This window comes from Myceligenerans indicum (assembly GCF_016742955.1).
Lineage (GTDB): Bacteria > Actinomycetota > Actinomycetes > Actinomycetales > Cellulomonadaceae > Myceligenerans > Myceligenerans indicum.
In genome coordinates this window covers 33,316-48,156 of sequence record NZ_JABBYC010000036.1, presented here as the reverse complement: position 1 = coordinate 48,156, position 14,841 = coordinate 33,316, and the positions used below count along the sequence as shown (strand labels likewise).

The following is a 14,841-nucleotide window of genomic DNA, read 5'->3' as shown; positions in this document are numbered from 1 at the left end:
GGTCAGGCGGGTGGGGTGGTCCGACAGGGGGCGGCCCCACAGGTGGCCCAGGTTGTGGGCCGGGTCCGTGGAGACCAGCAGGACTCGGCGGCCCGCCCGCGCCTGCGCAAGAGCCAGCGTGGAGGCCACCGTCGTCTTCCCGACGCCACCCTTGCCCCCCGCGAACAGCACCCGCACCCGCGAGGCGAGATCCCCCAGGGCCTGCCCGCCGGGCCCGGTCAGCAGACCGCGGGGTCCGTCGTCGGGCATCCGTCTCATCGTGCACCTCTTCCCTGGCGTCTCGTCCTCACCCGAGGCTCCTGCGCGCCGACCACGCGATGCTGCGCGGCGGGAACGCGACCACCACGCACAACGGCGTGGCGGGGACCGGACGGAGAGCCTGCCGGGCCGGCTGTCAGCAGCACGACACGTTCTCCAGGGGGGACCGGTCCATGCCCATGCGGGTGTGCCAGTCGTGGACCCGCTCGTGGATGAGCGGAAGCAGCTCGATCGTGTAGTACGACGCCGGGTTGGGCACCCCCAGCGCCTCGGACAGCACGATGAGGGTGAAGAGGTCGTCCTCCTCCCGCCGGGCGCGCGCGAAGGTGCGGCGGTAGGGCGCGACGTAGAACTCCCGGAGCCCCTCCGAGACGCCGTGCCACCACCGCCGCACCGTGCTCATCCGGTCAGTCCTCCGATCCACCGGCCGACGCCGACGCCGCCGCGGTCTCGGCGTCGTCCGTGATCTCGGGGCCGCGCCAGGCCCGCACCATGGCGATCGCGGCCTCGAAGGCGACCCACAGGGAGGCGACGAGGATGATCACGTCGAGCACGAGCTGCAGCCACTGGCCGTTCGTGGCGAACGTCCCCAGCTGCACGATCAGGGCGTACACCGACATGATCAGCACGAACACCAGCGGCACGAGTGCCGGGAGCGCGTTGCGCTTGCGCTGCAGCAGGATCACCGCGACCACCGCGAGGGTGAGGGACGCGAGAAGCTGGTTCGTCGTGCCGAACAGCGGCCAGATGACCTGCAGCCCGCCGTCTCCGCCCGCGCCCATGCTGAACGTGATCCCCACGGCGACGCCCACGGCGACGACCGTGCCGACCACCTTGGAGATGCGCAGGCCCATGAGGTCGCCCGCCTCCTGCACCACGAACCGGGACAGCCGCACGCCGGTGTCCATGGTCGTCGCGGCGAACAGGATGGCGGTGGTCGCCAGGATCGTGGCGGACAGCCCGCCGGGAATGCCGAGACCGGCGTTCACGATCGTGGCGCCGCCGGAGACGAAGGCTCCCACACCACCGTTGCCGAACTCGGCATACACCTCCTCCCAGTTGGCCAGGGTGGCGAAACCGGCGGTCGCGGCGATGATCGCGCCGAGCGCGAGCAGGCCCTCGCCCACCGCGCCGAAGTACCCGACGAGGCGGGCGTCGGTCTCCTTGTCGAGCTGCTTTGCCGACGTGCCGGACGACACCATGCCGTGGAAGCCGGAGATCGCGCCGCAGGCGATGGTGACGAACAGCAGCGGGACGAGGCCCGGGGTGCCCTCGGGCACGTTGTGGTTGACGGCCGGCGCGACGACGGCCGGGCTGGCGAACAGCACCGCGCCGTACAGGATGCCGAGGGCGATGAAGAGCTGGACGCCGTTGATGTAGTCGCGTGGCTGCAGCAGCACGTGCACCGGGAGCAGGGAGGCGATCGCCGCGTAGAGGAAGAGGATCGTCAGCCAGAGCGGTGCCGCGGAGTCCTCCGGCAGCGCGATCGGGACGGCGTCGCCCAGCAGGATCAGCGCGTACAGCGCGACGACCCCGATCACCGTGGTCAGTGCGAGGTTCATGCGCCAGCGGTAGATCATCTGGCCCACGACGATCGCCACGACGATCGCGCCCCAGGTGGGGATGACGGCCGAGGGGGTGGCGATGAGCAGGTTCTTGATGACCGTCGCGAACGCGGCGTTCACCATGAGCAGCAGCAGGAAGATGACCACGAGGAACAGCGACCGGCCCCGGGCGCCGATGTAGCGGCCCGAGAGCATGCCCATCGACTGGCCGCGGTGGCGGGCCGATGCCCACAGGGCGCCCATGTCGTGCATGCCCGCGAAGAAGACCGTTCCGAGGGTCACCCACAGGAACGCGGGCAGCCAGCCCCAGATCACGGCCACGGCGGGGCCCACGATCGGTGCGGCTCCCGCGACGGACGTGAAGTGGTGGCCCCACAGCACGAACTTGTTGGTGGGGACGTAGTCCACGCCGTCGTTCTGCGTGTGGGCGGGGGTGGCGTATTCCGGGTCCAGCCGGTACACGCGGCTCGCGAGGTACTTCGAGTAGAGGAAGTAGCCTCCGAGCACCATGGCGATGCCGATCACCGCCAGGAGGAGGGAGTTCATCGGTGCTCCGATCTGTCGTCCTTGACATCCGGCCCTTGGTCGCGACATTGCGCCCAAGTGCGGATCAAACGTTACCGATGAAGAACTCTACGACGACACGTCTCATGCCTGGTTCGTTGCTTCGCACAACGTGAAGCCCCTTCAGTCGTCGGACGTCACCCACCGGGGAGGTAGTTTGCTGCCCGTGACGACCGACGCCGTTCCCGCCCGGACCGCGGCCCGCACCGTGCTGCGGTATGCCGCCGCGTTCCTGGTCTGCTCGTCCGCGGTCCTGCTGTTCGCGGTCCATGTCCGGCCGCTCGCCTACCTGCCGCTCGTGCTGGGTGTCTTGCTGGGGCTGTGGATCGACCGGGAACTCGGCACGGACCTCGTGCTGATCGCCGTCGGGCTCGGGATCATCTCGACGATCTCCCTGGCGGCGGACCTGTCGAACGCCGGGATGCTGCGGTTCACCCTCGCACTCGGCGGTGCGGTGCTCGTTCCGTGGGTGCTGGCACGGTACGTGGTGCGGCACGACGCCGTGAAGTTCCCCGTCGCGACCGGGCGCCGCTGGGGACGGGGCCAGTGGGCCTACCTCGCGATCGTCGTCGCCGTGGGGTATCTGGTCCTGCCGTTCTACTTCCTGGGGTCCGGGGCGTATCTCAACTGGCCGGACCTCGACGGTGCCCAGGACGTCTGGCGCCTGTTCGTCGGGGTCAACGCCGTCGGGATCTGGGACGAGCTGTTCTTCGTCTGCGTCTGCTTCGCCCTGCTGTGCCGGCACTTCCCGGTGGCGCACGCGAACGTGCTCCAGTCGATGATCTTCGTGTCGTTCCTGTGGGAGCTCGGCTACCGCGAGTGGGGGCCGCTGCTGACCGTCCCGTTCGCGCTCGTGCAGGGCTGGATCTTCGCGAGGTTCAAGTCGCTGCCCTACGTCGTGACGGTCCACCTGCTGTTCGACGCCGTCGTCTTCGCGGTTCTCGTCCACGGGCACCGTCCGGACCTGTTCGACATCTTCCTCACGGCGCCGTAGGGGCAGGGCCGGCCGTCAGAGGCCGGCCGAGAGCGCCAGCAGCTCCTCCACCTCGGCCCGGATCCGCTGCCGTTCGGCGTCGGCATGCGCGGTCGCCTCCGTATCCATCCCGCCGGTGACCTCGTCGTCGGCCGGCCGGAGGCCGCCGTTGTGGTGCGCGATCAGCGCATCCACCAGCGCGGTGTCGAACTCGGCACCGCGCAGGCGCGCCAGCTGCGTGACCTCCTCGGGCGTCAGCATGCCGTGGTCGGTCGCCGTGCCGTGGACGTGGTTCAGCCCGGCGGGCGGGCGGGGGCCGGAACCGTCGTCGTCCCGGTCGTCCCCGGCTCCGCGCAGACCACCGGACTCCACCAGGGCGAGTGCCACCGTGGCGGACCCCGGTACGGGGATCGTCCGGTCCCGGAGCCATACGGCCAGCGCGTCGGTCTGCTCCGCCGACGTCGTCCCGACGTCGTGCGCGAGCCGCAGGACCTGCGCGTTCTCGCTGCGGTGCGGTGCGAGCGACGCGAGTTCGACCGCCTGCGCGTTGTGCTCGGCCATGACCTGTGCGTAGATGCGATCGGCGTCGTTGTAGCCGTCCGCGGCCTGGCGTGCGGGAACCGCCACGCCGAGCCAGTACACGAGGGCGAGGATGGTGGCGATGCCGCCGGCTAGGACCGCACCCATGAGCGGCAGGCGTCTGCGCAGGTCATAGCCGCTGGGCAGGGACGACGGCGGGCGCTCCTGAGTCATGCGGAGAAGATTCGCACGACTGCGCACAGGGCCGCCACCGTCCCCTGTGGGACGGCGGCGGCCCGGCACTGCTCAGCGTCCGGACATCAGGTCAGAACCGCCGCTGCGCCTGCGGGTTGAGCGACCACAGGTGCTTCGCCCGGCGGTCGAGGGACGAGTCCAGCTCGAACGTGTCGAAGCCCAGCGACAGGTCGTTCGAGTACACGTAGCCGTTGTAGTAGTACGACGACCACGTGCCCCAGTTCCCCTCGGCCCAGCCACGGTCGAACCAGGCGACCTCCCGGGGGTTCTCGGAGTCCGTGAAGTCGAACACCGAGGTGCCGCCCTGGTACCAGGACTGGACCATGAGGTCCTTGCCCTTGACCGGGATCAGCGACCCGTTGTGCGCCACGCAGTTCTCGTCCTCGGTGTTGATGCGCGGGATCTTGTAGTACGACTTGAGGACGAGCTCCTTCTCGGCCCACCGCTTGCCGCCGCCGTGGTGCCAGGAGGTCTCGATGTCGTAGATGCCGTCGGCGCCCTGCTCGTCCCGGAACTCACCGGTGCAGGTCGCCAGGCCGCCGCCCCCGAGCTCGTCGGTGAACACCACCTTGGTGCCGTCGTTGTTGAACGTGGCCGAGTGCCAGAATGCGAAGTTCTCGGTGTCCCGCACGCTGCTGATGACCTTCGGCTCCTCCCGGTCGGAGATGTCCAGGAGGATGCCGTCACCCATGCAGGCGCCGGCGGCGAGGTCGAGCTGCACGTAGGTGGTGATGTCGTGGCAGCCCGACGTCGAGTAGTAGCTGTCCGGGCCGGACGGTGACTCGTACCCGCCGTCCGGGAACAGCACCGGTTCGGCGACGACCTCGGCCGACTCCAGGTCGCGGGTCGGGATCTTGACCACCGAGATCAGGTCGTGCGGCGGGCGGCAGTTCGCGAGCTGGTCGCTCGGGAAGTACGAGGAGACGTAGACGTAGAGGTTCCTGCCGTCCCTCGTCGGCGCCAGGGAGTTGGTGTGCGAGCCGCAGTCCGTCGCCACGGACTTGACGTACTCGGGGTGCAGCGGATCCGAGATGTCCCAGATCTTGAGGCCCTCCCAGTAGTTCTCGGGGTCCGACGTCGGCGCGCTGCCGCAGGAGTCGTCCGTCCGCCGCGAGTCCGTGGACAGCACCAGGATGTCCTTGTAGACGGAGACGTCGTTCTGGCCGCCCGGGCAGTACACCTGCACCGCCTGAACGGGCTGGGCGGGGTTCGACAGGTCGTAGACCGTGAAGCCGTCGTAGTTGCCGGCGAACGCGTACCTGCCCTGGAACGCGATGTCGGAGCCCGTGCTCAGCAGCGACCCGTTCTTGGGGACGTTGCTGGTGTGCTCCATGTTGAAGCTCTCGACCTCACCCGGCGGAACGTCGGGATCGGCGACCGCCTCCGCCGTCGTGGTCCCTGCCGTCTGCCCGGCTTCGTCGCCGGGCTCGGCAGAGGCCGTCGGTGCCACCGTCGCCACGGCCGCCGTCGCCAGGGTGAGCGACAGAACGGCACCGGCGACGCCCCTGCGGTGGGATCTCTTCAGGGTTGATCGACGCACGTGCGTCACACCTCCTTGTTAGGGTCATTTGCGAGTCTCACCTCCTATTACTGTTTCGTCCAGTAAACTCAGATATTTTTTACATGTCAGTGACACGACTCGCGGGAGGGTCACCAGTGGTTCGAGGCAGTGTGAAGACTTCTCCAGGGCATCGACATGACCCGTCGTGGTGGATCCGGGGCGCCGGGGCGGGCCTTCTCGTCCTCGCGCTGACGGCGACGGCTGCGTGCACCGCCGAGGACGACGCTCCAGGGGCGGTGTCGACGCCGTCGTCGGTGGTCCTCAAGCCCGGGAAGCCGGGCGAGCCCGCCGAGACCGTCGCGCCGGAGGACTTCGACGGCGTCGTCGCCGAGGACGAGTGGAACGAGGCGGACGCCGAGTTCATGACCGGGATGATCCACCACCACGATCAGGCGGTGCTGATGACGTCCTGGGTACCGGACCATGCGGCGTCGGAGCAGCTCAAGACACTCGCCGACCGGATGCACCACACCCAGGAGGCCGAGATCCGCCTCATGTCGCGCTGGCTGTCCGAGCGCGATCAGCCGGTGCCCGTGCTCGCCGAGGGCACCGACGGCACCGGCCCCCGTGCGCCGGAGGACGCGCACGACCACGGGCCCGCACTCCAGCCGGGAATGCTGACCGACGCGGAGCTCGCCGAGCTGGAGGCCGCGTCGGGCGCGGAGTTCGACCGGCTGTTCCTGGAGGGCATGATCAAGCACCACCAGGGTGCGATCACGATGTGCTCGGACGTGGCAGGCTCCGGGATCGACCGGTCGATCCAGCAGCTGGCGGCCAACATCGGCGTCGACCAGGCGGCCGAGATCGATCGCATGAAGGACCTGCTCGCCGAGCTCTGAGCGGCGCGCCGCGTCCGCACGCCGCCGAGAGCTCGGCGCAGGTCACGTCAGGTGGTCGAAGTCGCCCCTCGTCCAGGCGGCGTGCCGCTGCGCGGAGCGCTGCACGACGGTGCGCGCGTCGGCTGCGATGACCGAGTCGAAGTTGTTGTAGAGCCGATCGAACTCGAAATGGCTCACGTGATCCGCGATCCGCAGCGCCACGTTCCCCGACAGCGGGATGCGGTTCGGGTAGCTGCGCATGAAGGAGACCGACTTCCGGTCCGGGTTGGCGAAGATCGTGTCGCCGGTCAGGAGCACCCCACGCCCCTCGGCGCCGGCGGCCCAGTGCGCCACGGCGTTCCCGGGGAAATGGCCTCCCGGCTGCGTGATCGTGACGCCCGGAAGGATCTCCCGGTCCTCCTTCCAGGTCTCGACCGCCGCGTCAGGCCGCGCGACCCACTCCGCGTCGGCCTCGCTGACCAGCACCGGGACCCCGCCCAGCCGCCGGCTCCACTCGACCTGCACGCCGTACATGTGCGGGTGGCTCGCCAGGATGAAGGCCAGCCCGCCGAGTTCCTCGACCCGTGCGACGGCGTCGTCGTCGATGTACCCAGGAACGTCGAACATGAGGTTGCCGGCGGAGGTGCGCACGATCTTCGGGGTGGGGCCGATGCCGACCTCCGGGACGGTGTGGAGGCCGAACAGGTCGGGTTCGAACTCGAAGAACTCGAGACGCTCACCGGCGGCGGCCAGCTCGTCGAGGGTGGTCCACTGCTGGCCGCCGGCCGGTACCCACTGCCGCTCGTCGGCGCAGATGGCGCAGACGTCGGGCCGTACGGCGTGTTCGACGCCGCACGTACTGCAGATCCAGAAGCTCATGATCTGAGAGTAGGGTCTCGGCGGCGCCCGAGGTCAAAGGCATTACGGGCTGCGCGTGGAACGCGCGGGACGCGCCGCCCTCGGCGGGACACGCCGCCCTGGGCAGAGCCCGCCCGCTCCCCGGCGGAACCCACCGGCAGGGGGAGACGACTCCGCCTCCTGGCCGATCCCGACGCCACGGCCCCGGCCTTAGCGTGACGTGCATGAGCACAGCACAACAGGCGGGCGACCTGGAGGTCAGGTCCCTCGTCCGCGTCTTCGGGACGGGTGACGGCGCAGTCCGTGCGGTCGACGACGTCTCGTTCCGCGCGCCGTCGGGCCTGCTGACGGGCTTCGTGGGCGGGAACGGGGCCGGCAAGACCTCGACCATGCGGATGATGATGGGAGTCCTGGCGCCGACGTCGGGCGAGACGTTGTTCGACGGCCGGCCGATCACGGCGGCGGACCGGCGCGCGTTCGGCTACATGCCCGAGGAACGCGGCCTGTACCCCAAGCAGGCGGTCCTCGACCAGCTCGTCTACCTCGGCCGGCTGCGCGGGATCCCCGCCCGGGCCGCCCGGGCCGAGATCCTCGGTCACCTGGAACGCCTGGGCCTGGCCGACAGGGCGAAGGACCCCGTGGAGAAGCTGTCCCTCGGCAACCAGCAGCGGGTCCAGATCATCGCGGCGCTCATGGGATCGCCCCGCGCCCTCATCCTGGACGAGCCGTTCAGCGGCCTGGACCCGGCGGCCATCGACGGCATGGCCGACCTGCTGCGCGAGCACACGGCGCGCGGCGTACCGGTGGTGTTCTCCTCCCACCAGCTCGACCTGGTGGAACGGCTGTGCGAGCGGCTCCTGATCCTGCGGCACGGCAGGGTCGTCGCCGACGGCACGCCCGCCGAACTGGCCACCCGCGGGACCGTGCGGCACCGCCTCGTGCTGTCGGGCGACGCCGGCTGGGTACGCGGCGTGCCCGGCGTCCGCACGCTCGACATCGACGGCTCCGCGGCCCTGATCGAGCTGTCCGACGACGCCGGCGGCCGGCTGCTGCGCTCCGCCCTGGAACGCGGGGACGTCCACGAGTTCTCTCCCGTGCGTCCCAGCCTGACCGAGATCTATCGAGAGGTGGCTGCCTGATGCGTGGCTCGACCGAAACCCCCGCCTGGCTGATCGTCACGCAACGCGAGATCGTCGCGCGCGTGATGAACAAGGCGTACCTGTTCGGCCTGCTGGTCACGATCCTGCTCATCGCGGGCATCGCCGGGTTCTTCGCCTGGCAGGGCCAGCAGGTCGACAGCTATGACGTCGCCGTCACCGCGGGCGACGAGCCGGCGGCGTCCGCCGTCGAGCGGGCCGCGGCCACGCTGCGCGAGTCCGGGGCCGACGACGAGCTGACGGCGCACGAGGTCCCGGACGCCGCCGCGGCGCGCGCCGCGCTCGAGGACGAGTCGGTCGACGCCTGGCTGAGCAGCGGAGGACAGGACGGCTGGACGCTGTCCAGCTGGCGCGAGCCGGACCAGGGACTGGCATCCCTGCTCACGCCCGTGGTCGAACAGGTGACCGTGACGGAGCACGCGGCGGCCCTGGGGACGAGCTTCGACCGGCTCGCCGCCGGCGGAGACCTGGTCACGGAACGGCTCGACGGCGACGACGTGGACCCGGGCGTGCTGCAGTTCGCGAGCTTCGCGCTGGCGTTCCTGTTCTTCATGGGGTCGATCGGCTCCGGACAGATGATCGCGAGCAGCGTCGTGGAGGAGAAGCAGTCGCGCCTGGTGGAGATCATCGCGTCGGCGGTGCCCCTGCGGCACGTGCTGGCGGGCAAGGTCCTGGGCAACTCGGTGATCGCGCTCGCGCAGAACGTGGTCCTGGCGTCGGTCGGACTGATCGGTCTCGCGCTGACGGACTTCAAGGCCGCCGTGCCCGCCATGACGGCGTCGCTCGGCTGGTTCGTGGTGTTCTTCGCCGTGGGCTTCGTGGCGATCGCCTCGCTGTACGCGATGGCCGGTTCCCTGGCTTCCCGGACCGAGGACCTGCAGGGCACCACCGCACCGATGGCCGTGCTGCTCATGGCCGTCTACCTGACCACGTTCGGCGCCGACGGGACCCTGGAACGCGTGCTGTCGTTCGTGCCGGTCACGTCGATCGTCTCGATGCCGGTGCGCGTGCTGTCCGGGGACGCGGGCTGGTGGGAGCCGGTCGTGGCGCTCGTGCTGCTGGCCGCGTTCGCCCTCGCCGTGGTGCTGGTCTCGGAGAAGGCGTACCGCCGCGCTCTCCTGCAGACGAGCGGGCGTGTGGGCTGGAGGCAGGCCCTGCGTGCGTGAAGGCCGGTCACCAGACTGTCCCGCGCCCGCAACACGGGCGAAACTCCCGGACTCCAGCATGGGGACGCGTGGGTGAACAACCCGACGCTGCCGCCTGAGGAGGCCGACCATGGATGCCGCAACCCGGACCAAGCCAACCGTCGCTGCAGTCAAACGTTCCCGAAGCCGTGTGCTGCCGCCGGAGCGTGAGCGCGAGCTCGGCGCACAGGACCGGCGGAACGTCGGTGACGCGCTGACCTGCGACCCGCAGGACCGCAGGCGCCGCGCCAACGCCGCCCTGCTGGATCTCGTGGTGGAGACGGCGGCCAAGCGGGGCATCTGACCCCACCGGAAGGCCCGCGCTCATGGCTCGCGAGGTTGCCCGTGTGGAAAACTCCGGACCATGCCAAAGCAGGAGCACGTCCCGCACGATGGTGACGGCACGCTGCTCGACAGCGTGCCCGAGCACATCAAGAACCCGGCCGGGCCGGACGCGGGCCTGCCCGGCCACGCCGTGGGCCAGGACCGCCGGGCGGGCGCGACGGCCGGACTTCTGAGCCGGGTGCGGCGTCGCGTCGCCGCGACCGGTGCCCGTGCGGGCGCGGCGATCCGTTCCGCGATCCCGCGTGCCGTCCCCTCCGGCAGGAAGAGCCGGGCGATCCTGGCCGCCGGCACGGCGGTCCTGCTGGTCACGGTGGTCGCGGGCGGGCTCGTGGTGCGGGCGCACCAGCGCGACGCGCGGCTCCGTGCAGCCCCCGGCGGCGTCCTGACCCTGGCGGACGCCGCGCGGGAGGCCTGGCACCTCGACCTGGACGACGTCGTCCAGCCGCAGATCGTTCCGGTGGGCGACCTCGCCGGGATCACGGCGGGCGGGCGGGTCCTCGGCCTCGACCCCGCCACCGGCACCCAGCGGTGGGCCGTCGAGGTCCTGGAACCCGGTGAGGTGGCCGACGGTGCCCGGCTGCGCTGCGGCCCGTCGCGGCGGACGGTCGGCTCGGTCGCCGTGCGCACGCCGACGCCGTCGGACCCTCTGGTCTGCGTGACCGAAGGCACCTCGGCGCCCGAGGCCGTCGTCATCACCCCCGGCGGCGGCGTCGCACGGCGCGCGCTCGGCGCGGCCGACGACACCGGCGGGACCGCGCCGGTGTACGCGCCGCTGCCCGACGGCGGACTCGCGGTCCTGGCCCGGGACCGGACGCCCGTCGACCTCGGTGGGGCGCACGTGGTCGAGGACGACGACGGCGTCGCGTCCGTCAAGGGCGCGGTCCGCTCCGCTCCCGGGGTGACCGTGCGGGTGGAGGACGCCGCGACCGGTGAGGTTCGCTGGGGTCCGCGCACGGTGGCGTTCGACGCGGCGCTCGCGAACTCGTCCTGCCTGATGTGGGGCGAGGACGGCCCGGAGCTGGACGTGCTGGACGAGCTCGCGTGGTCCGCCGACGAACGCCTGATCAGCGCCACGGCCTGCGGGGTCGTGGTGCGTCTCGCGACGGTGGACGGCGAGCCCGAGCCGGACGCCGCCCCGTCCGGCCGGATCCTCGAGCCGTGGGCGACCGACGACGCGGAGCTCGCCCCGGTCCCCGCGGGCGAGGACGTCCAGGACGTCCTGGTGCGCACGGAGGACCTCACGCTGGTCCTCCTGGAGGACGGCCGCGTGGAAGGGCGGGACGCCGCGACCGGCGACCGTCGCTGGACCTCCGACGTGCTCGGGGGCGACGCCGCCGCCGTCGCCGGGAGCGCGGCCTTCGGGGCGTACACCGACGGGCGCTCGGCGATGCTGGTGCTCGACGGACCGTCGACCGGTGGGGCGGGACAGCTCCGGCTCGTGGGGATCGACCTGGACTCGGGCGAACTCACCTGGGACGTGGACCAGGGTCAGCCGTATGCGCAGGTCGCAAGCATCGACGGGCATCTGGTGCAGGTGACCGGCACCGGGATCACGGGCCTGGCGACCGGGTAGTTCCCCGCGCGCTCAGCCGTCATGACCCGCAAGGGAGCCGTCGCGGGTCACCGACAGCAGCCGGCCGGCGGCGGCGAACCAGACCAGGTCGTCACGCTCGGCGCTCCAGCGGATCCGGCCCGTCCGGGCGTCGACGGCGAGGAGCCTGGTGCCACCCGGCGCCGCCGAGACGACCGATCCGGCCTCGTCGGACGCCGTGCTCGACCTCGTCCCGACCTGGGCCAGCATGACGGTGGTGCCGTCGGTGAAGGGCAGGGTGGCGGTCTCCGACCGCGCGAGCCCGGCGTCGAGGCCGTCCTGCTCCCAGAGGGTCCGGCCGGTGCGCAGATCGATCCCGCGCAGCGACGTGACGAACTCCTGGAGCATCCCGATGTCGCCGACCCGGGCGACCAGCACCCCGGACCCCTCCGCCTCCCACACCCGCGTCCCGTCCCGGCGGTAGCCCTGGGCCAGGTCGTTCCCGGAACCGCGGATGACGAACACGTCCGACGGCGTGCCGTCGGTGGCCTCACCCTCCGAGACCCAGCCGTCCGTCGTCAGGACCTGCTCCCCGGCGGTGTCCCAGATCGTCGTGGACAGCATGTCCCGCTCGGGGTCGTAGACCTGTTCCGCGATCAGTTCCTCGCCCGCGATCGGGGTGCCGCCGGGCGTCACGGTCCCGTCCGGCCGGAACGCGGCCGCGATGCCACAGGTCCGCACGTGAACCATCGCTCCCCAGTTCCAGATGCTCAGCTGCCCGCCGGGCCCGGGCGGCGGGACGTCGTCGGTCCTGTCGTCGCCGACGATGTTCCGCCAGCACTCGCCGAGATCCCCGGTCCACGGCACCTCCCGCCGCCACACCTCCTCACCGCTGCGGGCGTCCTCGGCCCGGACGACGAGCGTCCGGTCAGGGGTGCTGCCCACGACCGTGCACGCCAGAGGAACCATGACGGCCTCCGAGCAGTTGATCCTGGGCGTGTCCCCCTCGACCCGCGCCCTGAACAGCAGTCCGTTCCCCGCCGGAAGCACCTCCTCGGACAGGGACTCGTCGCGGGCGAGCCGACGGGGCCCGGCGGACTCACCGGTCGCGGTCACCACCACCACGCCCCGCGCGTCGGACCGTCCCGCCAGGCACACCATCTCCTCCAGGACACGGCTCGCACCGCCTGCTCCGGGCGTGGTGCACTCCGGATCGACGCCGAGCGGGACCCGCCACGACTCCTCGCCGGATTCCGCGTTCACGGCGACGAGATCGGCCTCGCGCCACCGGATGCGGGTGTCCGCGGAACCGAGGGCGGACTTGTTCACCCCGCTCTGATCGCCCTCCAGGAAGACCACGTTCGGGCCCATGACGACCGCTCCGACATCGAAGCCGTACCTGCCCACGAGGTTCGTGTCCCCACCGGGTGCGTACCGCCAGGTCTCCGTCGGAGGATCCGCCAGGGACGCGACACCGCCGGGAGCGGTGCCGAGCAGGTCGAGCCGTTCCTGCTCCCGTGCGTTCCCCACCGCCACCGAGGACACGAGTAGGGCCGCGGTGGCACCCGCGGCGACGAGGCTGACCATGCGGTGCCGGGACACCCAGCCCCAGGCCCGCGCCGCGCCCGACACGACCGACGCGCCCAGGCCGCGCAGGAGCTCACTCCCCGCGGACCGCGGCTGGTCTGCGCGATCCTCGCCGTCGTCGTCGCCGCTGACCGTACGCTCGCCCTCGACCAGGTCGAAGACGATCCGTTCTCGTCTCGCCACGTGAGCTCCTTCGCTGCGAACGTTCCCGCAACTCATCGTCGCACCGGTCAGCTCAGTCCGACGAGGTCTCCCTCCGCCTCGGCGACCAGCCTGCCGTCGACCGCGCGAACCTCCCATCCGTCCGGCACGTACCAGGTCCAGCGTTCCTCGCCGGACCGCACGTCGAGCGCGACGGCACGCCGTCCGCTGCTCGGGTCGTCCACCATGATCATCACGCGCCGGCCGTCGGTGAACGACACCTCGTTCGCGTAGCCGTTCCAGGCGCCGGCACCGGGCACGCCGACGTCGGTGCGCCACAACGTGCGGCCCGAGGCCAGGTCGACCCCGATGGCCACACCGTCCTTGTCGACGAGCACGCCCTCACGCACCGTGCGGACCAGGAACAGCTCGGCGCTCTGCTCCACGTCCCAGATGATCCGCCCCTCGGGCCCCACGCGCAGCAGCCGCGCGCCCCGCTGGACCAAGGTGACGGCGTCGGGCGAACCGTCGGTGGCGACCGGGTCCAGCACGGCGCCCGACGCATCCCGCAGCCCGCTCCCGTCCGGGGCGAACATCAGGGTCAGCCCCGTGTGCATCGCCCCCTGCCGAGCCAGGGCCCGGTACCCGCCGTCGGGCCGAGGCAGCACCTCGACGTCGCCGCGTACCGTCCGCGCCCGCTCGATCACCCGCCCGTTGGCCGCCATCCAGGCGTCGATCCCGCAGCCCTTCACGAGGATGGTGTGCTCGGTGGCGGTCAGCGTCACCGACTCCACGTCGAGTTCGTCGCCGTCGGCGCAGTGTTCCGCGCGGCTGACCGTCCGGAACCGCACGGTGCGGCGCCACCGCACCTCGCCGGTGACGACGTCCGTGGCCTGCACGCGGACGTCCCGACCGTGCGTGACGGCACCGAACCACTGGCACTCCCCGTCCTCGCAGGCCGAGCTGACCGGGGAGTCCGCGGGCTCGGGACCCACCCGGACCGCCGTGAGGTACGTACCGGCGGGGCCCGGAACACGGTCCCCGGAGACGCACACCGGGCTCGTGGGACGGCCCACCTCCGGCCCGCACCGCGTGGTCGCCGCAGGGCCGAAGTCCTCCGTGACCTGCCCCGACCCAGGTTCGACGCCGACGACGTCGGCACCCAGCGTCCCGACGACCAGCTTCGCCGACGGCCACGTCCCGGACACACCGGCGACGCGCCACCGCTCGCTCGGCGGATCCGCGAGGGACAGCACCCCGCCGGGCGCAGCGGCCAGCCGCTCGACCCGCTCACGGCGCTCACCCACCTCGTCCGCGGCGACGACCACCACGAGACCCAGCACGAGAGCCGCCACGACCCACCACCGCCGGCGACGCCACCACCGCCGAACCGGCCCCGAGCGCACAGCCGGATCGTCCCCGGACCCAGGTCCGTCGCCGGAGGCGCGTGGCGCGGACTCCCCGTCGTCCTCGAGCTCGAAGACGACGCGGTCCGCGCTCCCGTGCCCGTCCACCCGTCCATCAT

14 protein-coding genes are annotated in these 14,841 nt (G+C 71.6%); 6 read left to right on the top strand and 8 right to left on the bottom strand.

Annotated elements, in window-relative coordinates; all coding sequences use genetic code 11:
- The 3 genes from HGK34_RS16315 to HGK34_RS16305 all read right to left on the bottom strand — a co-directional run.
- Positions 1 to 249: ArsA-related P-loop ATPase (locus tag HGK34_RS16315; RefSeq protein ID WP_201849336.1), on the bottom strand; the 249-nt coding region annotated here is incomplete at its 3' end.
- Positions 250 to 394: 145 nt separating this feature from the next.
- Complete coding sequence (locus HGK34_RS16310; RefSeq protein ID WP_201849335.1) at positions 395 to 661, bottom strand: cory-CC-star protein; 267 nt, start codon at positions 659 to 661, stop codon at positions 395 to 397.
- A gap of 4 nt (positions 662 to 665) precedes the next feature.
- Entirely contained in the window at positions 666 to 2,369 is a 1,704-nt protein-coding gene (locus HGK34_RS16305; RefSeq protein WP_201849333.1) for a carbon starvation CstA family protein, read from the bottom strand.
- 178 nt (positions 2,370 to 2,547) lie between these two features.
- Between HGK34_RS16305 and HGK34_RS16300 the strand changes: the two genes are divergently transcribed.
- Positions 2,548 to 3,381: a CPBP family glutamic-type intramembrane protease gene (locus tag HGK34_RS16300; protein ID WP_201849343.1), complete on the top strand. Its 834-nt coding sequence runs from the start codon at positions 2,548 to 2,550 to the stop codon at positions 3,379 to 3,381.
- Positions 3,382 to 3,396: 15 nt separating this feature from the next.
- Here HGK34_RS16300 and HGK34_RS16295 read toward each other — a convergent pair whose 3' ends face one another.
- Both HGK34_RS16295 and HGK34_RS16290 read right to left on the bottom strand, forming a co-directional pair.
- On the bottom strand, positions 3,397 to 4,113 hold the full coding sequence (locus HGK34_RS16295) for a DUF305 domain-containing protein (protein ID WP_201849332.1): 717 nt from the start codon (positions 4,111 to 4,113) through the stop codon (positions 3,397 to 3,399).
- A 91-nt stretch (positions 4,114 to 4,204) separates the two neighbouring features.
- On the bottom strand, positions 4,205 to 5,674 hold the full coding sequence (locus tag HGK34_RS16290) for an LVIVD repeat-containing protein (RefSeq protein WP_307816015.1): 1,470 nt from the start codon (positions 5,672 to 5,674) through the stop codon (positions 4,205 to 4,207).
- A gap of 131 nt (positions 5,675 to 5,805) precedes the next feature.
- Here HGK34_RS16290 and HGK34_RS22875 point away from each other — a divergent pair, with 131 nt between their 5' ends.
- The gene (locus tag HGK34_RS22875) at positions 5,806 to 6,534 is read left to right on the top strand and encodes a DUF305 domain-containing protein (RefSeq protein ID WP_201849331.1); all 729 of its coding nucleotides are present in this window, start codon (positions 5,806 to 5,808) and stop codon (positions 6,532 to 6,534) included.
- A 42-nt stretch (positions 6,535 to 6,576) separates the two neighbouring features.
- Here the strand turns inward: HGK34_RS22875 and HGK34_RS16280 are convergent, their stop codons facing one another.
- Positions 6,577 to 7,392: an MBL fold metallo-hydrolase gene (locus tag HGK34_RS16280; RefSeq protein ID WP_201849330.1), complete on the bottom strand. Its 816-nt coding sequence runs from the start codon at positions 7,390 to 7,392 to the stop codon at positions 6,577 to 6,579.
- A gap of 203 nt (positions 7,393 to 7,595) precedes the next feature.
- Here HGK34_RS16280 and HGK34_RS16275 point away from each other — a divergent pair, with 203 nt between their 5' ends.
- The 4 genes from HGK34_RS16275 to HGK34_RS16260 all read left to right on the top strand — a co-directional run bounded on the left by HGK34_RS16275 (position 7,596) and on the right by HGK34_RS16260 (position 11,630).
- Entirely contained in the window at positions 7,596 to 8,510 is a 915-nt protein-coding gene (locus HGK34_RS16275; protein WP_201849329.1) for an ABC transporter ATP-binding protein, read from the top strand.
- A complete protein-coding gene (locus tag HGK34_RS16270) occupies positions 8,510 to 9,694 on the top strand; it encodes an ABC transporter permease (protein WP_201849328.1) in 1,185 nt (394 codons plus the stop codon). The genes HGK34_RS16275 and HGK34_RS16270 overlap by 1 nt, the downstream gene beginning before the upstream one ends.
- Before the next feature lie 109 nt (positions 9,695 to 9,803).
- Complete coding sequence (locus tag HGK34_RS16265) at positions 9,804 to 10,016, top strand: hypothetical protein (protein WP_201849326.1); 213 nt, start codon at positions 9,804 to 9,806, stop codon at positions 10,014 to 10,016.
- 60 nt (positions 10,017 to 10,076) lie between these two features.
- Entirely contained in the window at positions 10,077 to 11,630 is a 1,554-nt protein-coding gene (locus HGK34_RS16260; protein WP_201849325.1) for an outer membrane protein assembly factor BamB family protein, read from the top strand.
- A gap of 12 nt (positions 11,631 to 11,642) precedes the next feature.
- Here HGK34_RS16260 and HGK34_RS23605 read toward each other — a convergent pair whose 3' ends face one another.
- Both HGK34_RS23605 and HGK34_RS16250 read right to left on the bottom strand, forming a co-directional pair.
- Entirely contained in the window at positions 11,643 to 13,358 is a 1,716-nt protein-coding gene (locus HGK34_RS23605) for an outer membrane protein assembly factor BamB family protein (protein ID WP_201849324.1), read from the bottom strand.
- A 47-nt stretch (positions 13,359 to 13,405) separates the two neighbouring features.
- Positions 13,406 to 14,830 carry a PQQ-binding-like beta-propeller repeat protein gene (locus HGK34_RS16250; protein ID WP_201849323.1) on the bottom strand — a complete coding sequence of 475 codons (1,425 nt, stop codon included), beginning with the start codon at positions 14,828 to 14,830 and terminating at the stop codon, positions 13,406 to 13,408.
- Positions 14,831 to 14,841 lie beyond the last annotated feature (11 nt).